This is a genomic window from Halolamina pelagica (assembly GCF_900115675.1).
Taxonomy (GTDB): domain Archaea; phylum Halobacteriota; class Halobacteria; order Halobacteriales; family Haloferacaceae; genus Halolamina; species Halolamina pelagica.
Window position 1 is genome coordinate 76,206 of sequence record NZ_FOXI01000008.1, and the last position, 25,799, is coordinate 102,004.

General features: G+C 58.9%; 17 protein-coding genes. 8 read left to right on the forward strand and 9 right to left on the reverse strand.

Features of this window, described 5'->3' with window-relative positions; translation table 11 throughout:
- Positions 1 to 4,209, reverse strand: coding sequence for a BREX-5 system adenine-specific DNA-methyltransferase PglX (pglX, locus tag BMZ83_RS11275; protein ID WP_074878703.1), 4,209 nt, complete (start codon positions 4,207 to 4,209; stop codon positions 1 to 3).
- A 149-nt stretch (positions 4,210 to 4,358) separates the two neighbouring features.
- Between pglX and BMZ83_RS11280 the strand changes: the two genes are divergently transcribed.
- Positions 4,359 to 4,610: a hypothetical protein gene (locus BMZ83_RS11280; protein WP_074878706.1), complete on the forward strand. Its 252-nt coding sequence runs from the start codon at positions 4,359 to 4,361 to the stop codon at positions 4,608 to 4,610.
- 120 nt (positions 4,611 to 4,730) lie between these two features.
- Here the strand turns inward: BMZ83_RS11280 and BMZ83_RS11285 are convergent, their stop codons facing one another.
- Complete coding sequence (locus BMZ83_RS11285) at positions 4,731 to 5,774, reverse strand: PDDEXK family nuclease (RefSeq protein WP_074878708.1); 1,044 nt, start codon at positions 5,772 to 5,774, stop codon at positions 4,731 to 4,733.
- A 269-nt stretch (positions 5,775 to 6,043) separates the two neighbouring features.
- Between BMZ83_RS11285 and BMZ83_RS11290 the strand changes: the two genes are divergently transcribed.
- Complete coding sequence (locus tag BMZ83_RS11290) at positions 6,044 to 6,817, forward strand: hypothetical protein (RefSeq protein WP_143076934.1); 774 nt, start codon at positions 6,044 to 6,046, stop codon at positions 6,815 to 6,817.
- A gap of 110 nt (positions 6,818 to 6,927) precedes the next feature.
- Here the strand turns inward: BMZ83_RS11290 and BMZ83_RS11295 are convergent, their stop codons facing one another.
- The 4 genes from BMZ83_RS11295 to BMZ83_RS11310 are packed head-to-tail and all read right to left on the reverse strand — an operon-like array spanning position 6,928 to position 15,864.
- A complete protein-coding gene (locus BMZ83_RS11295) occupies positions 6,928 to 10,767 on the reverse strand; it encodes a hypothetical protein (RefSeq protein ID WP_074878712.1) in 3,840 nt (1,279 codons plus the stop codon).
- Positions 10,764 to 11,345 carry a BREX protein BrxB domain-containing protein gene (locus BMZ83_RS11300; RefSeq protein WP_074878714.1) on the reverse strand — a complete coding sequence of 194 codons (582 nt, stop codon included), beginning with the start codon at positions 11,343 to 11,345 and terminating at the stop codon, positions 10,764 to 10,766. Before BMZ83_RS11300 ends, BMZ83_RS11295 begins: the two co-directional genes overlap by 4 nt.
- Complete coding sequence (locus BMZ83_RS11305) at positions 11,342 to 15,025, reverse strand: hypothetical protein (RefSeq protein WP_074878715.1); 3,684 nt, start codon at positions 15,023 to 15,025, stop codon at positions 11,342 to 11,344. Before BMZ83_RS11305 ends, BMZ83_RS11300 begins: the two co-directional genes overlap by 4 nt.
- The gene (locus BMZ83_RS11310; RefSeq protein WP_074878716.1) at positions 15,022 to 15,864 is read right to left on the reverse strand and encodes a DUF1819 family protein; all 843 of its coding nucleotides are present in this window, start codon (positions 15,862 to 15,864) and stop codon (positions 15,022 to 15,024) included. The genes BMZ83_RS11305 and BMZ83_RS11310 overlap by 4 nt, the downstream gene beginning before the upstream one ends.
- A 305-nt stretch (positions 15,865 to 16,169) precedes the next feature.
- Between BMZ83_RS11310 and BMZ83_RS11315 the strand changes: the two genes are divergently transcribed.
- Positions 16,170 to 17,198 (forward strand): Cdc6/Cdc18 family protein, encoded by a 1,029-nt coding sequence (locus BMZ83_RS11315; RefSeq protein WP_074878717.1) that lies wholly within the window; start codon positions 16,170 to 16,172, stop codon positions 17,196 to 17,198.
- A 15-nt stretch (positions 17,199 to 17,213) separates the two neighbouring features.
- On the opposite strand, the gene BMZ83_RS11320 is transcribed toward BMZ83_RS11315, so the two are convergent.
- Both BMZ83_RS11320 and BMZ83_RS16905 read right to left on the reverse strand, forming a co-directional pair.
- A complete protein-coding gene (locus BMZ83_RS11320) occupies positions 17,214 to 17,903 on the reverse strand; it encodes an SOS response-associated peptidase (protein WP_074878719.1) in 690 nt (229 codons plus the stop codon).
- Positions 17,904 to 17,969: 66 nt separating this feature from the next.
- Positions 17,970 to 18,560 (reverse strand): hypothetical protein, encoded by a 591-nt coding sequence (locus BMZ83_RS16905; RefSeq protein WP_174955907.1) that lies wholly within the window; start codon positions 18,558 to 18,560, stop codon positions 17,970 to 17,972.
- Between the two features lie 272 nt (positions 18,561 to 18,832).
- Between BMZ83_RS16905 and BMZ83_RS11330 the strand changes: the two genes are divergently transcribed.
- The 4 genes from BMZ83_RS11330 to BMZ83_RS11345 all read left to right on the forward strand — a co-directional run bounded on the left by BMZ83_RS11330 (position 18,833) and on the right by BMZ83_RS11345 (position 23,696).
- Positions 18,833 to 19,777, forward strand: coding sequence for a hypothetical protein (locus BMZ83_RS11330; RefSeq protein ID WP_174955909.1), 945 nt, complete (start codon positions 18,833 to 18,835; stop codon positions 19,775 to 19,777).
- A gap of 2 nt (positions 19,778 to 19,779) precedes the next feature.
- Positions 19,780 to 20,085, forward strand: a complete 306-nt coding sequence (locus tag BMZ83_RS11335) for a hypothetical protein (RefSeq protein ID WP_074878720.1) — start codon at positions 19,780 to 19,782, stop codon at positions 20,083 to 20,085.
- Between the two features lie 2 nt (positions 20,086 to 20,087).
- Positions 20,088 to 22,253 carry a type B DNA-directed DNA polymerase gene (locus BMZ83_RS11340; protein ID WP_143076935.1) on the forward strand — a complete coding sequence of 722 codons (2,166 nt, stop codon included), beginning with the start codon at positions 20,088 to 20,090 and terminating at the stop codon, positions 22,251 to 22,253.
- Between the two features lie 174 nt (positions 22,254 to 22,427).
- Entirely contained in the window at positions 22,428 to 23,696 is a 1,269-nt protein-coding gene (locus tag BMZ83_RS11345) for an orc1/cdc6 family replication initiation protein (RefSeq protein WP_074878724.1), read from the forward strand.
- Between the two features lie 560 nt (positions 23,697 to 24,256).
- Here the strand turns inward: BMZ83_RS11345 and BMZ83_RS11350 are convergent.
- Positions 24,257 to 24,580: a hypothetical protein gene (locus tag BMZ83_RS11350; RefSeq protein WP_074878727.1), complete on the reverse strand. Its 324-nt coding sequence runs from the start codon at positions 24,578 to 24,580 to the stop codon at positions 24,257 to 24,259.
- A 137-nt stretch (positions 24,581 to 24,717) separates the two neighbouring features.
- Here BMZ83_RS11350 and BMZ83_RS11355 point away from each other — a divergent pair, with 137 nt between their 5' ends.
- Positions 24,718 to 25,644 carry a helix-turn-helix transcriptional regulator gene (locus BMZ83_RS11355; protein WP_074878729.1) on the forward strand — a complete coding sequence of 309 codons (927 nt, stop codon included), beginning with the start codon at positions 24,718 to 24,720 and terminating at the stop codon, positions 25,642 to 25,644.
- Positions 25,645 to 25,799 lie beyond the last annotated feature (155 nt).

A 25,799-nucleotide genomic window follows, 5' to 3' on the forward strand; every position in this document is an offset into this window, starting at 1 on the left:
CTACAACACTTTGTCCTCGACGACCTCCGGGATGATGTCCTTCTCCGCGAGCGGCGTGATGTTGATCGCCACGCCATGCTTGTGGACAGGCTGGTAACCCGTAGTCGTCACCTCTGAGAGCGCCCGATCTTCCCAATCGTTGGGGATGTCTGCAGCGACCTCGTCGCAATCGTCAGAGATCTCTTCGGCCAGTTGGGTGTACTCGTCAACGTCGGCGGCGAGTTCCGACAGAAGCCGCTGCCGTTCAGAGACACCGGCATCCCCGATTTGGGCCTGTCCGGCGTCCTCGAACTGATCAAAGTAGTACGTCATGAACAGAATCCCGTTGCTCGCGTAGTGGGAGGAGCCGACGAGATCCTCGTAGTACTCGAAGAGGTCGTAGAGATGTGCCTCGACGGGTTCGGAACCATCCCCGGCGTAGGTCTCGAAGGCAGTCTGTAGGTCGTCGAGCGCATCGAGCCACTCGTCTTGGTTTTCCTGTACAGTCTCGTAGAACGAGGGGCTGAACAGGTCTTCCATATCCACGTCATCCAGACCGGCGAGCGTTTCGAGAGTGTCCAGCCGTGACGCTGTCCGCTCCCGGAACTCCGCGACGCGTTCGGCTGCCTCGGCGGCGCGCTCCTGATTCTGTTCGGGCCACTCGCGAGGGTTGGATTCGGCAAGTTCGCCCAGCTGTTCTTCAAACACGCTGAGCTGTTCGAGGCCGCTCTCGCACCGTTCGTACTCCTCGGCGGCGTCGGCGCGCTCGGAGGTCGAGAGCGATTCATCGTTACGGCGGCTGTTTGCTGCCGCCCGTCGTTCGCGAAGGTACGTTCGCCGGGGTTCGAGATACTGGTTCTGTAGGCGGTCGAAGATGCTCGCGTCTAATTGATGGTAGTCGACGAGGCACCCGAAGCCCTCGCCCTCTGGATCGGAGACGAGTCGTTCGGTCGAGAAGCGCCAGAGGATCGGCGTCCGATCGAACTTCGAGATGTGGTACTCGAATAGGTCGTCTTCCAACCACGCGTGGAGGTTCGGATAGGCTTCGTCACTTGCGCTACGGCTTCCGAGTATCTCGTCGACTTCTGCGAGGCGGTCAGTTGCGTATTTGCCCCAGACGCGCTCGAACTCCATCTCGATGTGAGTGAGTAGATCATTCTCGCCGTCGATCTCTGAGAGGGGTATGATACCATCGTCGGTGTCATGGATAGCTCGGAGAGTGAAGTGAAGAAGGAGGTCTTTGACTTGTTCCGGGAACTCGTCTGAAGGCTCTGTAACTTCTTCGGGATTGTACTCTTCTCGTTTGTAGGGGTCTTCGTTCGTTCGTAGAGCGATCTCTTGGAGGACGATTTCGCGTTGCTCATCGGTGATCCCGAAAGAGTCGAAGACTGCCTCGTCAATGTCATCGGTACACGACTGAAAGTTCTCGCCGACGGTTTCTAGATGCCTTGCAGCTTCTACCCCTAGTTCTTCTATAGATGCCGACCTATCGATCCTGCTGTCGGCATCCTCAATATTGAGTTCATCGCGGAGTTTACGATGAGGATGCTCGTACTGGGGGAGGTCACTGTCGATCCCTAAAATATGGAGAAGTACGGGGCCACAGTAATATGGGGAGTTAAACTCGTGTTGACGCTTCTGAATGATGTGTCCGACTGCGTCTCTTGGCAACTGGGATATTCGCTCAATATCATTAAGCTCACTGGGCCATGGAAGCCTTGAAACATGACTCACCTCCCAATGACGGTCTGGTGTCTGGCCAAGCATAAGATACGTAATTAGATGAGAATTCGCATACCCAAGCATAGACCAACTCTCTACATCAGGAGCAAAGATCTTCCCAGCGTGATCAAATAGTGATCCCGGATTAAGATAGCCGAACCGTCGCCCTCCTTCCTTGAGATAGGTGTATGTCAAAACCTCCTCAAAGTAATAGTCCTCGTTACGCGGATAAGATCCTGAGTGACGCTTTACTTCTGAACCATTCTGGCCCCAGTATAGAGTCCGGTCAATACGAGGAAGTAGCCATGCATCTTTCCCGCCCTTTGCGTAAGGAACAAATCCGCTTCCATTACTTTCCCAAAATCTACTAACGAATCGTTCATTATCTCCAGTCGTAAGTCCTGCTTTGACTGAACCGGCACTCTCTGCATCCAGTCCGCCGTTATCGGCGTCAAAGACAATATCAGAGTCAAATAGTCCTCTGATCTCCTTGGGCATCCAGTATGAAAGTGGAGAGCCGGGGATCAGCGAGAAATCCTCTAGGTCACGGACAAAATTCCGCTCAATATTGCCATCATACCTGCCAAATGATGTCTCAAGAAAGAGCCTCTCTTTCTTTTCCTTCGGCACATCGTGCAGCCGTATGAACCTCGCAGAAGGCTGTTTATTGGTGGTATTGCCTGACCTGACGACAGTACCGGCGGTTCTGACGGTAGCGTTGTCCAATACGTCATTTCCGTATTCGGTTAAGAAGTCGAACGTCCCGAGCCTTCCAACAAAGTCTTCTCGGAAATCCTCCAAGCTCTGTTTGAACATGAACGTTCGGGGGACAATCATCCCAATTCGTCCGGTTTCTTGTGTCATCGACATACATCGCTCGAAGAAATTGATGTAGTATTCCGCAGTATATCGGTACTCCTCTTCCAGATACTGCCGAACATTCGATGGAATACGCCCTTGTGAACCGTATGGCGGATTCATCAGCGCCACGTCGTACTCCTGCGTTAATACTACCAGCAGGTTCAGGAAGCTCTTGAGGTTCTGTTCTCCGAACGAATCGCTCGTCCGTTCTTCGACGGCCCGCCGGAGAGCCTTCAAGAAGGAGTTCAACGACTGATGAGCCCCGTCATTGTAGTCAGTGAGCTCGGACTGTGTCTTACTAGAGTCGAATACGTCCTCAAGTGTCCCACTCACATCGAGCAGGCTTCCGAGTGCCTCCGTGTGCTGGAAGGTATCGATGATCTCGCTCAGCGCCTCGCGCAGATCAGTCCCCTCTCCAGTGATCTCGTCCAGCACCTTTGCGCCTTCCTCAACCTCTGCCACGCGGGCATCCGCACAGACGATGTCGACGTTGGGCATCTCGAACTGGCCGTCTTCCTCTTCGGCACGCGTCCGGGCCTTCAGATACAGATTGAACGCCGAGAGCTGGCACGAGCGCAGGTCGATGTCGACGCCGTAGAGGTTGTGTTCGAGGATTTTTGCAGGGATCTCCGCTCGGTCGAGCTCGTCTTCTTCTTCCCACCAAATGCGCTCCAGCACGTCGAACGCGTACAGTAGGAAATGCCCGCTCCCACACGCCGGGTCGATGACCTTCAGCTCCGAGGGGTGGTCGAAGTCGGGCGCGTCGCCAGCCTCCTCATCTGGGATAAGGTACGTACAGAGTTCGGGAACGGTCGGACTGTCCTCTGGCGTGACTAAGCGTTCCTTGCGCTCCTCGGGACTGAGCGCCTCCGGCTCCGGTACCGCCGACTCTTGTCCTTTGGCCTCGAGATAGAGCTTCCCGAGAGAGTTGTCGGTGAGCATCCGGACAACCCAATGGGGCGTGTAGAACTGGTTCGCCGGGCCCACGTCTTCCGGTTCGAGCGTGTTCTTTGCGTCAAGAGCCTCGACGATCGGTCGGTTGTAGTACTCGTACACCCACCCCAGTACGTCATCTCCTCGCCAGACTTCGTCGGAGACCTTGTCGAGCATTCCGCAGAGGTCTTCGAACGTGTCGTCGTCGGGATCGATCAGGCTGTAGACGGTCGAGCGGTCGAATAGAATCTCGATCTCCTCGGCGAGGTTGTCGCACGCGTTACGGTACGCTTCGAGGACGGCCTCCTCCTCGAGCATGAACTCCTCCGTAACCAGCCGGTCGGCGGCCGGCGTGAGGCCGTCGTCGCGGAAAGCCGTCACCTCGTCGTCGATGAAGTCTCGAACCTCCATACAGCGGAGCGCAGCCAGCCGATTGACGATCGTGTAGCCAACGCCCGTAATGTACTGCTCGTGGGCTCCGTCCCAATTGTGGCCATCGGCGGCTTCGAGTTCGATGGCTTCAACGAGGTCTTCCTGCTCCTCGCTCAGGGACGCGTCGTCGTCCGGCTTCTCGTCGAGGTTGTACTCGTCCTCTAGCTGGTAGCGAACGTTCGCCTCGACGCGGTCGCGCATCTCGGTGACGACGTCCTCGAGATGCTCGCGCTCTTCCTTGTCGAGCTGGGCCTTGCGGGGTTGGGTAGATTGTCCGTCCATGCGAAACTCAGTGATGTTATAAGCAGAGTCATCAAGATGTCTTGAAGATTGTCCATATATTCTGGGACAGCGGCCGAGTTAGGAGTTGGAAATGAGCTAACGAGGTAGTCCTCCACGAAGCATTTATGCCAAAACGTGGAAGCTGAGGTATGGTAGATGACTTCGCTGGCCCTCGGAAGCTTCGGTACTTCCTGTATCTACTGCTGATTGTGGTCTTCGGAGCCGTGATCTCGACGATACTCGCAGACTTCTACGGGATCATGTTTCTCAAACCAATCTTCTGGTGGTTCGTAGAGAACCCGATGGCGCTCTTTGAGCTTGCAGGGTTCTTCTCGATCATCGCGCTGATCCTTATTGTGGGGATGAAAGCTCTGGAACTGGCCGATAATAGCGGATTCTAACTGTCACAGCGAAGTATTCTAAGCGCCTTACGTGAACAGAAGGCCGACACAGCGAAAGCCGACCCAGTGTTGGGTCAAGGTTCGAAAAGAGTGGGGCTGCGGCCTCTGCTGCCCTCTATCTCATTCAGTAGTCTCGCCGAGTATCTCCCGAGCCTGTGATTCAAGCGCGTCAAAATCGATCTCCTGATTCGGGTTACAGGTGATTCTCACTCCGCTTCGACCACTGCCCCGCATATCCTCTTTGACTGCAACCGACTCAGCATCGATCCCGAGTGCATCCGCAATCTCCGCAGGGTCTAGCGACGCGGTATCGACGTCGTACAGGTCGATGTGGAACAGCGTCCGCTTCGTCCGGATTGCGATCCGGCGCTTCCGACCCTTGTTGAACGCGACGTAGTGCTTCTGCCCCCATTCCGGGCCGTTGAGGAATTCTAGCTCCTGCAGCGCGGCTGTGACGTCTTCCAGTAACCCGCCTGTTTCCTCGTTTGAACGCTCGTTGAGGTGCCAGCTCTGTCCGTCCTCCTTCCACGGCTCGTCAGAGGTGTCGGGACTTACGTCCGTCACGGTGTGCTCCGGTGTCGGAATCGTCTGCTCCGCATCGAGATACAGCCGGTCGTCGTCCTTCAGGAGCTGGAACTCGATGACGGAGATGTCGATCGATCTGTCGCTGAGCCACCGGAGGACGATGTCCAGCCGCTCGCGGACGGACTCACCGACGAAGACGATTCGCTGATCCTGATTGAGAGTGTAGTCCTCGTTGCAAAACTCGTCGAGTACCTCGGTAAAGGTGGTTTCCTCTTCGTAGAGCGTCCGGCCCCACGTCGTGGACTTGAATTTCTCGAACTGGTCGCGAAGCTTGGAGTAATCCCAGTGCGAGGTGTAAGCGGCGTACTTGAGTCCCTGAAAATCGACCTTTGGCTTCAGCGCGCCCCGTTTGAGTTCGATAGCGACCACGTTGGCGTCACGGTCGATGGCGAGAAGGTCAATGCCATCGCCGATCTGCTTGACAGAGACCTCTCGTCCAACGAGGCGAAAGTCCTCTCCTAGGATGCTCTCGGGACTATTGATGATCCACTCCCGGAGGTCATCTTCACGAAACCCCTCGTCCTTCAGGGAGACCGTTTCTAACGTGGAAACGTCTTCCTTGTCCCCGACTCTCAGCATGATGTCGAGATAGAGTCACAGACGCATCATAATCTTTTGGAGGCAAGAGATGGGCTTCAATCGTACGTTCAGGATTCAAATGGACGTGTCTCGAGTATCTGTTCGATACGTGGAATCAAACGACTGATGTTCACCGTGATTTAACGGTCTTCCATCGAGAGGAGCTACAAAGGATGGGACTTCTTCGCTCTATCGTCGGTTCAGTACTTGGGCTTCCAGCTCGGATGTGGACTTCGGCGAGAGCGACCCTCTATCGAAGCGAGGCCGAGTTGAACGACGAGGTGGCCTCCCATCTTCCTGATACTGAAGACTTGCGCACAATCAGCGAAATCGACATCCGCGTCCGAACGAGAGCCTCCTATCCGCGACTGGGTGAGTTCTATTCGAGACAGGCCTTAGCTTCGATCAGCGTGGAACTGGTGGAAGAAGCACCTTCATACGACATCGTTCACCTGCAGCGCCAGCTACGAGAATCGAATATTCCGGTCGTACAGGTTTTCGAAGACACGCTGGTCTCCCGAGGTAACCTCGGAATGAACGAGAGACTCCTGTTTGCTGCCCGTGATGATTCCTCGTTCGAGGTCTTGATCGAACTGGGTGCTGATGTGGGCGATGTCGAGAAGTGGATCCGAGACCTCGGTCTGGAACTTCTAGAGCACCTTCGAGACATGGAGGGCGCCGCTGATGAGGAGTTTAATCTCGAAAGATACGATCATGGCGAGCGGATCGCTACGAGCATCACAGCACATCTCGAGAGATGTTCCCGAAGTAAAGCTCTTGACCGACTTCTAACGCGAGTTGAGGACGAAACGGATAATGTGACAGTGTTTCGGCGTTACGAGCCTGACTGGTACCTTGAACGCGTAGGGGGATCAGATCATACTGACACGACGATTCTGACCGTGAGTCACCGGTATCGTATTGACGGTGAATGGCGCGATGGTGCAGGGACTCACGAGGAGGAACTCACCGAAACAGAGGCTGCACTTCGGTGGCTAAGGGAGTTCCGGAATGACCCGATAGAATATCTCGATACACGATAGGCCACCGTGATCCTCATAGAGGTACGTCGTTTCCGAGCGTGATGACGTATCTATGTTGCATAATTACGAGATGAATATAAATGAGTTCGCTGTTTTGCAACAGCAAACCGTCAGTCGAGCGGTTGGATCATCATCACAGAGCCATCCGGTAGTTCATCCATAGTCTCCCGAATCTGCCGCAGCTGCTCGTCAACACCATCGAGTAACTGCTCGGCATCTTCGATTAATTCACCCACGCGTTCCTCACTCGGTGGGCTGGTGCCCTCTACTGCATCGACGGCCTCTTGGGTGAGATCGTGGTCGGGATACTCCGACTGCAGCTTGTCGGCGAGTTCCTCGAGTCGCTCGTCGACCTCGAAGGGGTTCTCTGCCTCGTCGAGGAGCTGTTCAACATCCTCGACACTCGGCGGCTGCGGCCGACTGAGCATCTCGCTCACATCGGTCGTAACTGGGTGGTTCGGGTATTCTTCCTCCAGCCGTTCCGATGCCCCTCGAAGCTGCGACCAGACCGAGGCCTCGTTCTCGGATGCTTCGAGGAGCTGCCGTGCCCGTTCGTACCGTTTGGCTTGCTGAACGACCGTTGAGTCGACGAGGTCTTCCTCCGAGAACGAATCACCGTTCCACGCCGTCTCGAAGAGTTCGTAGAGATCGTCGATGGTTACACCGCCGAATTCGACGGCGACGCGGTCGGCAGTTTCCTTGCTGCTCCCATCGTGAGTGTAGAGCCACGTCACAAGACTGGAAACCACGCTCTCGGGCTCCTCGTCCGCCGGCGATTCCCCCGTGATACGTTCGTACTGCTCGCGGACGACGGTTCGTCTGTGAGCGTCGGCTTCGGCGATCATTGCTCGAAGCCGGTCGGCATCTGGCACTTCGTCCCCGCCGACGATCGCTTGCATCTCCCCTGTGATGTCCGAACCGGAGTAGAGCCGCTGCATCTCTTTTGCCCGGTGACCGAAGCGCTCCCAGAGGGAGTCGCCATCTTCTCTCGGTCGGAACAGTTCCTTTGCCCGAGTGAAGCGCTCAGACTGCCGTTCAATCCCGTCCGAGGTGAGATCCTCTGTTTCGAGCGGTTCGCCTCCGAGCGCGGGTTGAAGAACCGTCTCGAGTTCCTCCAGCGAAGCGTCTTTGCCGAACTCTCTGCTGACGCCTCGCAAGACTTGTCTCACTAGCACACTGTTTTCGTCAACCCACTCAGCCAACTCGGAGAGCCACGAATCGACATCGGTGCCAGTCGGCTCCCGGCCGAGCAAAGTCTCGACAATCCCCTGAACCCGGTCGAAATCATCATCTATCGATTCAAACCGAATCTGTACGTCAGTCAGATTCGTCTTGTTTCTGACTGCTCGGCCGATCTCGTCCGGCTCGGTAATGTACTCGTCATCTCGGCGTAGCGCGATTTCGTTTGCTGTTGCAAGTGTGATCAGCAGGGCCGAAATCGATTCTTGCGGAGTCCCGCGATACGTGCCTCCACGCTGGACAGTTTGGGCAAGCAAGTCCTCGGCACGAAGCGATTGGGTGTCCTCGTACTCGTCGAGGAACTCCTGACACCAGCCGTCGGCGAGTTCGTCACGGTCGGTATCCACACCGAGCGTGACTGCGTCCTCGCTCGAAAGCGGCCAGTCGTCGATGCCGCGGAAGAACTGCGCCATCTGCTTGGCGTCCTCGACTTCCGTGATTCCGTTGGTTAGGACGAAACGCGTCCCACTAAACACGGACTGGACTTGCGTTTCCACGACCTGCTCGAACACGTCCCCGTATCGTCCTCTCGTCCCACCCGTCCGAACGAAGACGTCCGCTTCCTCAAGTTGCTCTCGAATCGCCGATTCGAGCGCCCGCTGTTCGTCACGGTGGTCGGACTCCAAGTCTGGATACGTTTCCGTCTCCTCTGACAGCACCTCCTGCATACCCATCACGTCTCGCAGGCGATCAATCGTCGATCCCTGTAGATCGACGGCGACGAGGACGTGCTCGCCCCCGTCCCGGCCTTCGTTCGTCGACTGCCATGCATCAACCTGATCGCTAACCTCCTCGTCGCGGCCCGCGACCAGCCGCACACGCACGGCGTCAAACTCCGGCGTTGGTGCTTGCTCGATAGGGTTGAGAACAGAGTAGCCGAACCGGAGTGGGACTTTGCGCTCCCCCTCGAGATCCACCTCGTGTCGACTGCCCTCAGAGAGCAGAAGGTTGCTTCCCTCCCGAAGGGAGTTCTCCAACTTGGCCGAAAGTCGATGCGACGGGATCTGTTGTGCGCGGGTCTTCGCCCGCGTCAGAATGTCCTCCTGTTCCTCGGAGACCAGCAGGTACTCCTCGTCACCGCGGTCGTTCGTCTCCGTTAGCACCTTCCGATCCTCGAGGAGGTCGGAGAGCGCCGATTCGACATCGCTTCGGACGGAATCGAACGACTCGTCAGTCGACTTGACCATCAGTCGGGCGAGGTTCGCCGGCGTCGACGGCACTTCGGAACGCACCTGATTTAGCAGGTACAGCGCCTTCGCAACGCGAACCGAGAACGCATCTTCGTCGCCGCCAGCCGAGGGGACGAGCTTGTTCTCGACCATCTCCTGCACCCAGAGCGGGATGTAGGTCGTCTCTTCGACCAGCAGGTCGTACAGCTCGTCCCACGTGACGAGTGCTCCGACTTGCTTGTCTCCCCACTCGAACCGCGTGAACAGCGAGCGGACGAGGATGAGCAACGCCCGACCCTGCACGTACTCCTCTTCGGTCACGCGTCCCCGTGGCATCAATTGCTGAATCACCGTCCGGAGCAACCCGAGATCGTACTCGCGGAACGGATACGACTCGATTGCGTCCGGGTCGGCTCCGGCAATATCGGAGTATGCGTCGAGCGTCAGGTCGGGCATCTCCCGAAGAGCGGACTCGACGGCCTGTCCACCCTCGGCGTCCTTCTGCAGCCACCGCTTCCGAACGATTATCTCGGTATCGGCTCCTTCGAGCGGTTCTTGAGCCCCGTACCACGGTTGCTCCGTGACTTCGGTATCGTCGAACTCGCCGTGGATACGCTCGATCGGATACTGTCCAGTCCCGATAACTGGCGGGTTGGGCCCGACACCCAACTCCGTCAGCGCTTCCATCGTCTCTTGGAACTCTCTGTAGCGATGGCGGCCATCGCCGATGAACAGCGCCACCTCGTCGAGCCCGATCAGCAACTCCGTCTCGGTCTCTTGTGTGCTCAGCGACTCTTGGGCCTCTTCGATGCGCTCGACGAGTTCGTCGGGGTCGAACTCGTCGGGATCGACTTCCTCGATGGCGTCGTCGATCGACTGCTTGACCTCCTCCCGAGACGCGAACGGTGAGTCATCGAGTGTCGGAACAGCGTCGTAGAGCCAGCTCCGTAGCGACGCCCGCTCGTCGTACACGTCCTCGAACGTCTGTCCGTCGTGCTCGACTTCCTGTAGTCGCTCCCAGCAGTCACCGTGGTTCATGTCGAGCTGCCATGCCCACTCGAGCAGCCAATTCGGGTCGGTGGGGTACCCGAGTTCGCGACCGATTGCCTCGTAAATGAGGTAGGGGAGTGGCGGTTCCTGTGACGCGTCCCGGTTGAGGAGGTTCAGGAAGACAGGTTTCAGCCGGTCGACGTGAGAGTTGGCGACGCTCTGCCGGAACGACTGGAAGCCCGGCCATCTGTTCGCCAGCTCTTCGCCGAGGTCGGAGAACTCCGATTCGGTGTCGGCAGCGAACCCAATAAGTTTCAGGAGGTGCGTCTTCCCCGACCCGAACGTCGCGGAGATGTAGAGGAAGCGCGGTTCCTCGTGTGGATACTTGTCGACGAGGTTCCCGAGCGTGGTGAGCACGTCGCGAGCGCTGTCGGTCTCGTAGAACTCGCGGACGTCGTTTTCGGCCTGCGCTCTGGCGTTGACCTTCTGGACTTCCTCGAGTTCGCGAGCCGGTGACTGCTGGAAGATGTCGTGAATGTGTATGTCGCTCATTGGAGATGCACCCCCTTAACTCGGCCTTCGATCTGGTGGGCCGGGTAGTAGTTGCGTGATTCCTCGCCGAAGAAGTTCAGATTGCCACCATAGATGTCTCCGGGGAACGGTATGCCGATCGTAGACTGGACGTTGCGGCGGTCGAGTTCGTCGAGGAGTTCCGACGCACGCGTGAACGGGTAGAGGCTCCCGAGGTGCGTGAGGAGAACGACGTGTCGCTGCTGGGCTGGTGCATCGATTTTCTCGACCATAACCGCGACGAGTTCCTCCGCTAATCGGTCTTGCATCGTCTCAGTGATCGTCGCGGGTTGGCTGTTCTCGCCGAGGTCAACCGCGAGTTCGAAGACATCGGTTTCGACGAACAGCTCGTCCAGTCGGAGGACTTGGACGGTTCCGTCATCCGGGAACTCCTCGGTACGATGCGGGTTCGTCGCCCAATCGGTGAGCCGTTCGGCAACCCGGTGCTCGTACTTCGGTTGGACGGGGACGATTACGAACGGATTTCGGATGCCGCGTCGTCCGTCGGCGAACTGTGCGAGTCGCTCCGTGAAGTCGTGGAAAGGACGGTTAGTCGTCATCGGATGATCACCCCCGTCTCAGTCCGCTCGATACTGAGGTCATGGCGTTCGACGAGCCGTTCCAGTTCCGAGTCCAGCGATTCGCGATCCGACGGGAGAACCCCGATCGCCGTGATGTCTGTGGGAGACTGATCCCCAACGAGTGCCTGTAACTCCTCGAACGTATCTCGTAATTCGTCGATGTCGCTACCGGCAACCACAGCGAGGGGTTCGCTGTCGAGCAGTGTGTTCGTTGCTCGAATGAAGTCATCAGCCTCGGTGTTGGTCGTTCCGCCGGTCACCGTCGATACCGCGTCCGAGACGTCCTCGTACCACGATGCGGCGCGACGGAGTGGTGTGATGTATTCGCTCTCGAAGGCCGGCCGAACGTTCGACTCAAACTCATTTGCGGGCTGGATCCACGGATGCTCCTGTAACTCGCCGACGAACGCATCGACCTCGGTTTCCGTTCGGAACGAGTCCCACGCGGTCTCGATCGCCTCGTCGAGGGCCGGCGAGGTAGTTTGAGCGTCGTTGAACCGATCCCAGCCATCGTGTGTCCACCATTCACCCTCGTAACCGCCGATGCTCTCGCGAAGCGTCTGGCTGGCCGATTCGACCTCTTCGGTCAGCCAGTCGTACGACTGCTGGGCGAGAGTCAACTGCGAGTCGATTCGTGTGAGCGCGGGGAGGCGCAAGCTCCACACTTCCTCGGCGTCGTCGTACCACTCCCGAGCGTCGTTGGTTGCTTCGACGACGTCCTCCCAGTCGGTGTCACGTGATTTGACGGCCTCTCGTCGGTCGATCGCGCTCTGCTGCTCGGCTTCGAGCGCTTCCACGAACGACTCGAGGAGGTTGCGAACGGCGCGCGTTTGGATGTCACTCTCGGCGACCAGTCTGACGTCTTCTACGAGACTACCGAGTCGACCCGCGAGCGTGTCGTTCGCGGACTGGAGCCTGACGATTCCATCCGGGATGGTCTCCGTCGAGTCCATAAATCCTCCCTCGCGGAGGATCTTTCCTACACTGTCACCTTTCGCAATCTTCAGACGCGTCGTCGTCAGTTTGTTCAGGTCGATTACGTCGTCGAGTTCGAGGGAGTCACCTGTCTCGTCGATGGGCAGGAAGTCTCCCTTCCGGCAGAGGCCCCAAATAATCGCACACAGTGCGGGGCGAGCGTCCTCGTAGATCGGCTTCTTTTCGATGATTCCGTCAAGGATCGTCGCCATCGCGAGGTTCCCGCCGCGTTGGTTCAACTGTCGGCCGGTGAATGCACGCACGTTGTTCTGGATCGACCCCTCGTGCGTTTCGGGGTCTTCTGTCGCGACATCGATCTGCTGGGCCCACGTAGGGAGCGGGTCTTGTGCGGAAAGTCCACGGAGTTCCTGTAAGTGCTCGTCGCCGACCTGCAGCATTACGGGGTGGAAGTCGTCGGGGTAGTTGACGTCGAGATACTCCTCGACTCCCGAAACCATACCCCCGATCTGATCGCCGCGATCCTTGACGTCGAATGTCCCGCTCTTGAGCGCCTCGACGAGTTTGCTCTGGACGCGAGCTGCGCGGTCGGAGAGATCACGCTCGACGGACTGTGGGAGCGTGTGGTCTCCGACGGCATCTCTGAGCGACCACCACTCGATGAGGCTATCACGGAGATCGTCGAGTCCGTCCTGTCCGATCGTCCATTCGAGCGGGTCGTCGTCGTAGCTGATGTCTGCTGCGGCGGGAGAGATTCCTTCGACGGCGACCTCGACATCGAGGGCGTCCTCAGCGTCGACTGTCGTATCGAGTTCGATCCCGTCGATACTGAATTCGTAGCGAACGGGATACTGCTCGCCGGTGTCTGGGTACTCGGCCGATGTCGGGAGTGAGAGGTCGCGCACGATGTCCTCCCAGAGATACCCGTCTACGGCTTCGATGATGGACTGCCAGTCCGGGTTGTCGAGGTTTTCCTCGGAGGCTTCGATGATCTCGCGCTCCTCCGGATGAGTGAACGCGTACTTTGGCCCGGTTTCGTCGTGCGTCGGCCGGATGAACTTCCGAAGCCGTTGGAGCGAGTCCTCGACGCGGTTCTCCATCTGGAACTGAGTCGGGCCGTCGAGGTCACTCAACACGGCGACTGCGAGATTCCGCTCGGACATCGGGATCGTGTCCGGGATGTGCTGGAGGAGCAACACGGCCTTCGCGACATCCACGTCGATCTCCTCCAGTTCGCCTGCCTCGTGCTGTTCCTCAATCTCCTCGATGACCCCCACGTCCTGTGGCGTGATGTCATCGAGTTCCGGTTCGATGAGGTCGTAGAAGTCGACCAGCGAAATGACGTTGGTCTCCTCGCCGGCCTCTATCCACTCTTGGAGGAGTCCGTGAACGAGAGCCAGAATCGCCCGTGCGGTTCCCGAGAAGATCGACTTCGCCGGGTCGTGTGCTTCCTGCCGGAGGTTCGAGAGGATCTCGAGGAACAGCGGTGGCTGATACGGAAGGAACGGATAGAACTCGACGAGGCGCTCACGGTCGATGTTGTCGAGCGGTGGTTCGGTGTTCTGTTCGATGCCCGAGTACACGAGTAACGTCTCGGGCTCGTTGCTGGTTCGGTCGAGGACGCGTTCCGTATCCTCCTTCCCGTCCACAGTCTTTTTGAGCAACCGCTGGGTCGATATTTCGCCGACGTGTCGACTCGGAAGACCAAACCGGTGCGGAAACCGATCCTTGACGATGCTGAAGTCAGCACCACGAGCCGCGAACTGCGGCTGGACGTCCTCGATTTTGGCCTGTGCCGTCGCCACCAGTTGGATGTCGCCGTCACCGGTCTCATCGACGCTCTCCGCGAGGGTCTGCAGCTCGGTGAGGCGGTCGAAGTCCGTCCCGATGAAGAGGCTGACCTCGTCGAGCAGTAGTACGAGTTTGACTGGACGGCCGAGTTCCTCTTCGCGATCGCCCCGCAACTGTTCGAGACGCTCGACCATCGCTTGTGGGTCGAGATCCGACGGCATCAGGTCGTCTAGACCATCCACCGTGCCGGTCTCCTGCTCGAAGAGGGTGGGAAGAACGGCGTCCGCGAGAGCGTTGTACTGCTGAACGTCTTCCCAATCGTACTTCTCGGGGCTATTAACCGTACTCCGAAGTGCTGTTTGGGTGTTGGTCGTCCGGTCATCCCACGCGTCGGTCGTCCGGTACCAGTCCTCGAAGAATGCGACGTCGAGTTGCGACGAGAGCCCCCCATCGGCACCGGTGAGCCGTTCCGACGTGTGAGCACTGCGGAGGACGATCTCACTGAAGCTCAGTTTCTTCTGGCCCTGATGCTTCAGGAGGTTCACCGAGATCGGGATGACCTCGTACTCATCGTGGATCGACGACCAAGTGGACTCGAGCGTCTCCAGCTCACGACCATCGGTTAGCTGTTCCCAGACATCCTCGCGCTCTCGAAGCCACTCGCTATCCAGCAGGCCGCGAAGCACGCTGAGGAGGTGGCTCTTCCCGCTCCCATAGTACCCGTAGAGCCAGTAGTTTGCACCTGACCGCATATCCTCGGAACGGCCGAGCAGGCGCGAGAAGAAGTCGGACATAAAGTCCTCAGACTCCTCCGTCACGTGGTAGGAGTCGATCGATTCCAGTCGGTGATCGCGACCGTTATCCTCGCGGTCGATGCGGACGGACTCCTCGAAATCGCTCCCAACATCGGCAGCGAACCAGCTCTCGTCAGTCACACTTCGCCCTCCCATGGTTCGGCCCAGTCGTATGTATCATCCACCGGCTGGAGCCTCAGCTCACCGTGAATTCCGCTCGCTTCCCAGTTCGGATCGTCGCTCACTCGTTCGGCCAAGGAGTCCCAGTACTGTTCCGGTTGGAAGAGATAGAGCCAGCCAGTCGGCTGGGAGAGCCAGTCATCCCCGTGAATCTCCCACGAGTAACCTGACGCAACGAGCAGTGGCGTCGTTCCGAGGTTGGGGATTTGTCCTTGAAGGGCCTGCTGTGTCTCGAGAACACCGATCTCTCGCATTACCGACCGAAGACCTTCTCCCCATCGACGAGTCGTCGATTCCGCATAGTCGAACTCGCTTCCATCGTGGTAATGGAATTCGTTCAGGAGGCGCTCAACCGTCTCCTGCTCGAAATCCAATCCTTCGACACCGGACTCCTGAAGCCGGTCGACGTACCGGTGAACGGTGTACTTCACGAGAGGGTCGTCCTCCAGCAAGTAGAAGTACAGTACCTGCGCTTTGTCGCCCACCGTCTCACACTGGTCGAGGACGGAGGGTAGCTGGACGATAGACGGAAGCTCGCTACCAGTAGTCTTGAATCGAGAACTGAGAGCGCGATAGATTCCCTTCGAACTCCCACGCGTACTGCGCTCGTCAAAGCGTTCTTCGATCCATTTCTGTTCGACGACCGTCCAGTCTCGATGTTGGGCGTACAGCCGAGCGAGCATCTCTGCTCTATCCACAAGAAGTCCGCATCTAGTGAGAGCCATCGACACCTCGTCGTGAGAAAATGTCGAGTCGAGCGACGGTAGGGAAGTTCCCCTCCCGTCGGTGCGGAGAGTCATATATCATCTCGAACCATCCACACCACTTAGTTGATATGGATAACCTGATCACGAGGGGTCTAACCTCGACCTCTCATATCGGTTAGTTTAGCTGGAGTGAATGTCGCTGACTGGAAAATTCAGACTTCACACGCTCCTGCTCATAAACGAATTCCGGAAGCTCCCGGAAATCTGGGTCTTCCACAAACCGAACCGCGATACTGCGCGGGAATTACCACAGGTCAGAGCGGACTAATTGAATCGTTTCCGGAAACAACCCGGTCACGTTTTTACTACTAGCCAGAAAACCAGTCTATCAAGCAAAGATGATCCGCGATGCTCGCGTTCTCCGCGCCGGGTTCGTCCCTCGGGAAGTTGAGCATCGCGACGCCGAAGTCAACCACCTCTCCAGCGTTCTTGAGCCCATCACGAACGGGGAACCCGCCGACACGGCCATCGTCACTGGACCCAGCGGCGCCGGCAAGACGTGCATCTCGAAGTTCGTCACCGAACGACTCCGGGAAGAGGTCCTCGACGTCGAGACCACCTACGTCAACTGCTGGCGCAACTACACCCGGTTCCGGACGCTCTACCAGATCCTCGACGACCTCGGCGCGACCATCGACATCCACCGGCAGTCGACGCCCCACGACGAACTCGTCGACCGCCTCCAGCAGCACGACGGCCCGCGAACCGTCGTCATTCTCGACGAGGTCGACCAACTGGAGGACCCCAGCGTCATTTACGACCTCCACAGCCTCCCACAGTTCGCGATCATCTGCATCGCGAACAAGGAAGAGGAGCTGTTCAGCCGCGTCGACGACCGCCTCGTGAGCCGGCTGCGCTCCAGCGAACACGTCCGGATGGACAAGTACCACGACGAGCAGCTGTACGACATTCTGAGTGCGCGGGCGAAGTGGGGACTCGATGAGGACGTCATCACCGACGACCAGCTCTACCGGATCGCCGACGCGGCCGCCGGCGACGCTCGCCTCGCAATCGGCATCCTCCGAACGGCTGCCGGCAAGGCCGATCGCGAGAACCACGAGCGCATCACCGACGACATTCTCCTGGACGCCGCCGAGGATGCTCGAGCCCAGATCAAGCAGAAGAGCCTCGACTCGCTCACGCCGCACCAGCGCGTCGTCTACGACATCGTTCGCGAGCACGGCCCGGTCGGGCCGAGCGAGATTCACGAGCGCTATACCGAGGACGTCGATGATCCGCGGACGAAGCGGACTATCCGCACGTACCTCTCGAAGATGGAGCAGTACAACCTCCTCGAGGCGGAGGGGACGAGCCGAGACCGAGAGTACTCGCTTGTCGATTCGGCAGCGGCGTCGCCGATGCAGTGACCGTGACGCCGTCAGCTATCCCGAACTGAACTCGCCGAGGCCCGATTGCTCGTGGTCAAGCGGCTCGATGACCTGGGGATCGTCGTTACCGGGATTGTTGACCCGCGTCGAAATCTCGTAGGCGTCCAGATCGTCCTTCGGGTACGGTTGGCACAGTTCCTTGCGGGTGTCCGAGTCTGCGGAGAGCCAGTCGGACTCAGCGTCCTTGGGGAGGACGACCGGCATCCGGTCGTGGATTGAGTTCATCAGGTCGTTCGGCTCCGTCGTGAGAATCGTGACGCACGAGATCGTCTCGTCGTCGCCCTCCCAGACGTCCCAGAGGCCGGCCATCGCGAACGCGGGGTCGTCCTCGCGGTAGATCCGGTAGGGCTGTTTCGACCCGCCGTTCGGCGATTTCCATTCGTAGAATCCCGACGAGAGGACCAGGCAGGGGCGGGATTCCCACGCCCGCTCGAAGACGCGTTTCTCGCCGGCAGTCTCGGAACGAGCGTTGATGATGCCCTCCTCGTGCTCATCCGCCCAGAACGGAATCAACCCCCAGTGGTAGGCGTCGATCTCGTCGGAGGCCTCGTTCGTGATGATGTAGAGGTCCTCACCTGGCGCGATGTTGTATCGGGGTGTGTACCCGCCGTCCGCGACGACCTCGGCATCGAAGCGGGCCTCAAGGTCTGCTTGGTCGATGAAGAGCGAGTTCCGGCCACACATACATCCGGGTCCGGCCGGGAGAGTCTTCAACGTATCTGGAAATGTGAACGGCTCTGAATCGTGCTGTTAGAGCTCGGTCGGCGGCAGAAGCTCACAGAGAACAGCTGCTTGTTCAAGAAGTGCGTCGAAGAGCCGTTCAGTCGGTCGATATAGCGCGTGGTGTTCATCAACAGAGTATGGGGTTTTCTCATCATCTGTGTGTGAGAGAAATCCGCACTCAAGAAGCGGAGCAAGGGTAGTATCCAGCGCAGTTCCGGAACGGCCGGATTCGGCTTCAAGAGTGTGTCGAGGGAACTCAGAAAGGAACCGCGTACAGCAACTCAGGACGTGAGCACGTCGATCAGCGAATAGTTCGTTGAGCGCAGTACGATGGGTGCGTGTCCAATACTCATCGAGTTTGACGTATGTGCGAACGATCGGGGATAGCTCGTTCAAGGAACCAGTAGCATGGACGATGCCAAGGTCGTTGAGCGCATGTTGGTCTTTGGTGTCCAAAGACTCGCCGAGGGGATGGAGAACAGTTTGAAGCGCCTCGTGGTACCGCGAAGTGAGGAATTCCCCGGCAACAACGTGGGCGTTCACGATATTTCGAGTTGGGTGCATTGATTCGTGGTGGTCGGGGTTTCGGTGGTCGACGTGGGTTCGTGGATAGCTCATTGAGCACCTCTTCCAACGTGGCGTTGAGCATTAACATTCCGAGCAGTCAGGCTCGAGACTGCAGCTGGGTAGGTTTAACCAACACACCGCCGTCAATACGGCCGGGTGTTGGTTAACACGAAGTACGCTCGATTCAGGAACTATTCTCGGAAATAGGATCCAAACGGAGACAACTCGGGACTGTACCGGAATTGGAGGGGATCACATCGAGTTTCCTGAAACGCGGAAGCGACACGCCGCGGCTTATCGGGAACGTAGACAACTAATCTAGTATGGGAGAACACTCAACGTCGAACCGATTGGCGGTGGACCAGCCGACACGGGGCGCTGACCGCAATCGGTCCCTTCCTGACCAGGCCGATCCGACTACGGACGAGATGTTGTTGCCGTCACTCGGCGACGGCATCACGCTGCTCGACGTCGAGGGAGGCCGTGGCGTCCCGATCCTGCAGTCGCTCGTACTCGACCATCTCCTCCTGCAAGACGGGCCCGCCTTCTGGGTCGACGCAAACGGACACGCGACGACGACGACACTCGCCCAAATCGCGCCCAGTCAACGGTTGCTCAATCGAATCCACGTGGCACGCGGATTTACCGCCTACCAGCACTACGGCGCGGTCTGTGATCTCCCGTCAGCGGTGAATAAGGTAATCCAGACGTCCACCGCCGATGCCGGGGCGGCCGGTCGAGGGCAACCAAGTCGTGACGAGGACACGTCGCCCCACACACCCGCCCTCATCGTCGCGCCGGCCGTCGACGCCCAGTACCGCGCCGACGATACCCTTGGCGAAACCCACGCGAAAACCCTCCAGGCTCGAACTCTCGCCCGGTTGGCGACCTACGCCGATGGGTACGACATCCCGGTGCTCGTTACGCGAAACGAACGAAACGAATTCACCGAGCCAGTCGCGACGGTCGCCGACCATCACCTCGAGTGCGAGCAAACTCGGATGGGGCCACGGGTCGTCGGCGAGGACTTCGAGACGCTCGTCTATCCCGTCGACGACGGCGCGTACTACCAGACGACGTTCGCTTACTGGCGGCAGCTGCTCGCGGCACGCGCCACGCAGGTCGGCGTGGAACCGACAACGCCGACGCCGTCGACGCCGACTCCGGAGGGTGTCGGGACAGGCGTCACAGCTGACGGTGAGACGGTGGCGGCCATTGCGGACCCCTTGCTCGATGCGTGGACCGCGACCGGGACAGGAGGCCGATAGCGATGGGGCGCACAAACCCGACGTACCGGGATGCGCTCCGGGCCATCGAAGAGCGGTGGGCGGAGTTCCGCCGGGCACTGCGGCGTCGCGACCAGCCGCGCTTCGACCGGCTGTTCGAGTACGCCCGCGAGCACGCCGACGCGAGCGGGCTGTTGAACCACCAGAACCCGCTGCTGCCGGCGCTGCTCAGCATCGATCTCGAACAGGAGGCCCGCCTCGACGACCACGAGGAACGCCTCGAAGAGCTCGAAGCCGCGGTCGCAACGAGCGATGACCAGGAGGCCGCTCCACCGGACGCGAACCCGTGACGATGCCGTTCAGTATCGACTTTCTGGACGACGGCCGCGTCCTGGAGTGGGAGGCAACCGCCGACGGCGCCGTCGCGACCGAGCGCAATGACTACACCCCACGCTTCTACGTCGCCGCTCGCGACCCAGCGTCCGACCTCGACCTCACGACACTCCAGTCGGTGTACGACCAGCACCCGGACGTCGTCGCGACCGAACTGGTTGCGCGACGCCCCGGCTTTCGACGAGACGAGGAGGCAGTTCTCGCGGTCGACGTCGCCCACATCGACCGCGTCACTCCACTCGCCCGGCAGGCACGCCAGCTGTCGGACTATCCAGTCGGGGATCTCGCCTGTTTCAACGTGGACTTCTCGCGAGAGTTCCGATACTGTCTGGAGACCGGCGCCGATCCGACGCCGGCGAGCGAGCTGTCGACGCTCCGGCTTAGTGTTCCGGTGACCGAAACGAGCAACGACGTCTACGGCGAGCTGACCGTCGCCGGCGACGCCGTCACCGGCTCGCCGACGGATATCCTGACCGCCGTCCAAGGGGCACTCGAAGCGCACGATCCGGACGTCCTGGTCTGCTCAACCAGCGAGATCATCCCGACCCTGTACGAGATGGCGACGGACGCCGGCGTCGACGACTTCTCGCTGAGTCGGTGGCCGGACGTCGACTACCAGCAGCTCGCGAGCCGGTCGACGTACTCGAGCTACGGCCGCGTCGGCCACTCGCCGGCGAGGTACAACGTGCCCGGCCGGGCGATTATCGACGAGTCGAACACGTTCTTCCACGGGGAGACGAACCTCGACGGCGTCCTCGACCTCGTGTCGCGCTCGAAAAAGCCCGTCCAGGAGCTTGCGTGGGCGTCGATCGGGAACGTGCTCACGGCGATCCAGATCTGCGAGGCCCACGACCGCGATGTCCTCGTCCCGTGGAACTCCTGGCGTCACGAGTTCTACAAGCCGATGGGGACACTCCACGACGCCGACCGTGGCGGCTTCATCTTCGCGCCCGAGGTCGGGCTTCACGAGAACGTCCACGAACTCGACTTCTCCTCGTTGTACCCGAACATCATCTGTACACGGAACATCTCGCCGGACGTCATTCGATGTGACTGCCACAGCGACCGCGACGACGTCCCCGGCCTCGGGTACTCGATCTGCGACGACCGGGGCTACCTCGTCGACGTGCTACAGCCGATCATCGACGCGCGCGACGAGATCAAGGCGGCCATCCGTCGCGAGAAGGAACAGAACAACCCCGACGAGGACCGGCTGGCGGAGCTCGAGGGACGGTCGGGAGCGCTGAAGTGGATCCTCGTCGCCTGCTTCGGCTATCAGGGGTTCAGCAACGCGAAGTTCGGCCGCATCGAGTGCCACGAAGCGATCAACGCGTTCGCTCGCGAGATCCTACTAACAGCGAAACAGCGACTGGAAGCTGGCGGCTGGCGGGTCGTCCACGGAATCGTCGACTCCATCTGGGTGACGCCGGACCCCGACATCGACGACGATGACCGCGAGGACCTCGAGACGCTCGCGACGGAGATCACGGAACGCGTCGAGATTCGGCTCGAACACGAAGCCCACTACGACTGGGTGGCGTTCGTCCCGCAGCGCGAGAGCGGCGCCGGCGCGCTGACGAAGTACTTCGGGAAGGTCGCCGGCGACGACGACTTCAAGATCAGAGGCATCGAAGCCCGACAGCGTTCGACTCCGCCGTTCATCGAGGACGTCCAGCAGGACTGTCTTGACCGGCTCGATGCCACGCGGTCACCGGACGCGGTGCTCAGACGTCTCGAACGAGCAATCGACGAACTGCAGGCGGGCAACGTAGCAGTGGAGCGGATCGTCGAGCGGAATCGTGTCTCCAAGCCGCTGGAAGGCTACTCACAGAATACCCAGAACGTGGCCGCCTTGAAGCGAGCCCGCGAGCAGGACCTGGCAGTCCACCCGGGCCAGGATATCGAGTATGTGGTCGTCGACGACGAGAAATCCTCGCGAGACCGGGTCGCCCTCGCCCACGAAGCGATCGAGACCTACGACGCCTCGTACTACGAGACACAGCTGGTCAGAGCGGTCGAGAGCGTGCTTTCACCGCTCGGGTGGGATCGGACAGACATTCGACGGAGACTCGCAGAGACACGAGAGCTGGAGCTGACGGAGTTTACAGCAGCCCGGAACGGATGAGTTGTCTCAAATCTCTTCTGAGGTGAGCAAAATCACAAGTGGGCGACGAGGTCGATCCCATTCACACTCTGGGGGGTCCTGCTCTCTGGAACACCCCCCGGAGTGTGAATGGACGTAAATCAATCACACCGAGGGTGGACAACCTATATGTGAATGGGGCGAATTGGTCCGGTCATGCCAAACAACGATTCCACGCAAACAACCGTCGACGAGATACTAAATGTCGACGAGGGGGATAGCGAAGATGAATCGGATATTTTTGAGAAACCGTGGTTGCTCGAGATCGATAACGTTCCTGACGCCAATCGAATTGTCGGACGAGACGACCATATCACGTTCTTGGCCAAGAATCTCCGAAAGATGCGGACAAACAGCGTCCCGGATAACGTCCTGGAGTGGGGAGAAACCGGGACGGGGAAAACACTAGTTGCAAGACACGTCTGCGAGCGGCTTGAAGCAGCAACTGCAGGAACGGACTCCCCCATCGTTACTGCCTACATTAACCCAGACCCCATCTCTACGTATACCTCCACCTTCCGAAAGATTGCAGAGCAGGTGAACGCGAAAGCAGAGAATCCGCTTGATGTCCCCTATCAGGGCCTCTCAGCCGAGCATTATCGGGATCAGAAATTGTGGCCCGTTGTTCAGCGGGAGTTTTCTGGCGGTCTTGTCGTCATTATCGATGAAATCGACAAGCACGGAGAAGTGAACGAAGTCCTCTACACGCTATCACGGTCACAATCAAAAGACGACGTTGACTTCCCAGTCCTTACAATCGGGATTTCGAACGACATCGAATTCAAAGGAGAAATCGAGTCACGGGTTCAATCGACTCTCCAGCCAGAACACCGAACGTTCACACCGTACGAAGAAGACCAGCTCATTGCAATCCTCGAAAATCGACGGGACGCATTTTACGACGGTGTCCTCGATGACGAGGTGATTCCAACCACAGCTGAACTCGCAGCTGAAGAACACGGTGACGCTCGACGGGCAGTCCGATTGTTCCGAAATGCGGGCGAGATCGCCGACGAAGAAGGCGACGATATCGTGACCGCGAATCACGTTCTCGAAGCTGACGAACTCGTCGAAGTTGAGCTCTTCATGGAGATGGTGAAAGGGACTCCGTTGTCCGGGAAATTACTCCTGTTTGCTCTCACGCGTCTTGACCGGAATAACCCGGAGAAAGAATGGTTCCGGACGTCAGAGATTCACGAGGTTTACCAAACAGTAGCACGGGACGTCGAAGTAGAGCCCAAGGGGTACAATCGTGCTCTTGAGCTTCTGAACAAGCACGTGACGACAGGAGTTCTCGAATCGAAAAAGAAGGAGGGCGGAGATCAGGGGAAGTTTAGGTCGTATTCGCTCCAAGGAGACGTCGAGAGTACACGAACTGGACTGATCAACTCGACGCCGGAACTCCAGACGTTGATGGGATGGTGACACCCCCACCCCTCGGTGTGAATGGTCCCCCATAGGATACGACGGTTGTAGAGATAGAGCGGGAGTCGAGGAAGCAGGCTCGTTCGTCTGAAGAACCTAGTACGGCACGGAGAGCGGCTTACACGTTCTGTCACGGTAGCTGACCCGACCCGCTACTGCACCGCACCGCAGTTGTAGTTATCTTTATTATACTACAGTCTAAACAGCCCTCCGAGTAGATACATTTTGAAAGGCGAGGCCTTGTGCCGAAGCCGAAGATTCGCCACTGAGGCGAGAACCCTCCCTACGGCGTGAGGACTTCAGCTGTTAATGCCTTCTTAATCGCGGTACCCTGGGTGGTGGACCATTCACACTGAGGGGTGTGGGGGTAAACGAGGCGTAATCTATCCGAGTGTTGCTCTGTCTTCTCTCAGCGTGAAGTCTCGTTAGAGATCGGCGGTTGGTAGCCCATTCACACCGAGGGGTGTCGGGTAAACCGATCCCATTCACACTCTGGGGGGTGTCATCTGCTACGCTACGAATCACGTTGAAACGAACATCAGGCTACAGTTCCATCTCGTCTACTCGTCGGGATTCACCGGCCCTTTGTACTTCGACGTCACCGAATCGCCTTCCCGCCACTGCCAGTAGTAGTAGCGGTTGTCGTTGATCTCCTTGATCGTGATCGTCGCCTTCGCCGGCACGTCGTCTGGGAGGTCATCGGGGCGCTCCTCGACGTCGGCGTCGTCCGCTTCCTCCTCGAGACGAGCTTCCCGCTCTTTGTGTTCGGCCAACGCCTCGGCGTAGCTGACAACTTCCCGAAGCTGCTCCGGGTCCGACTCGTTGAGCGTGTTGACGATCTCCGTCGGGAGGTTCGCCGGTGGGGTCGGGGGTTCGTAGGACATCGGCTACTCTCGTGTTAACCAACACGGCCCATGAATCCATAGTTTTGTTGGTTAAGACGATGGGGCGGTTCTCGCGATTGCTGGCTGTAACACTACTCGAAACTTCTTTATATACAAGTTTCGTACTATGTTACACCGTGCTCCGGCGCATCGAACTCGAGGTCCTAGCTACGGTCGACCGCGGCGACACGATCTCCGAGCTCGCGACGAAGCTCAACCACAGCGAGAGTTACCTCTCGCGTGCCGTCGCCGACCTCGTCAAGAAGGGGCTCGTCTACACGGAACGCGATGGCCGGCGAAAACGAGTCGTCCCGTCGGATGCTCGCGCCGTCGAACTCTATCGGGACCTCGTCCGCCAGCACTCCCACATTGACTTCCCCGAGCTACTGGCCGGCAAGGCACTCGAGGTGCTGTACTACCTCGACCAGCCGCGAACTGTCTCCGAAATCGCTGACCAGAGCGATAACTACCGCAACACGGTCAACCGCGTCCTCAAGCGGTTTCGCGACCGTGGGCTCGTCGGGACGGACGACGGCCGCTATGACTTCAACGCCGATTTCGACCGCCTCCACGAGTTCGCCCGTGAACTCGCACACCATCTGCATCGTCAACGCCTCGAAGCCGTCGCCCCGAAGGGCACGATTCTCTGGGAGGACTATGACGAATTCCTCGCCCAGGCCGAGACGGAGATCGACGCCGAGGAGTTCCACGAAACCGGCCTCGCTCGATTCGCGGCCTTCGACCTCCAGTTCCTGCTCACCGGCCACCGCTACTACGTCTACTCCGAGGAACTTGACGAAATCTCGCCGGCAGAGCTCTGCTGTCACACGCTGTTGATCGACGACGGCAGCCGTCACCGCTCGTACTGTCTCCTCCTGCTCAGCCACGTCGACGTCGACGAGGCGGACCTCCGAGAGCAGGCGGCGAAGTATGGCCTCGAAGACGAAATCGACGCCTTGCTCCGTTACCTCGAGACGCACGGCGAGGTCGACGACGACCGGCTCCCGGAGTGGGACGAGTTCCAGGAGCTGGCGGCTGACTACGAGGTGCCACTACCACAATGAGACCAACATTCGGACGTGAGTACATCGAGAACGAATTCCAGCGGATCGGGGACGGGCTATCTGAACCGCTCACGGTCTACCTGATCGGTGGTGGCGCGATGTCGCTGCGCGACCTCAAAGGGGCGACGAAAGACATCGACCTGGTCGTCCCGGAT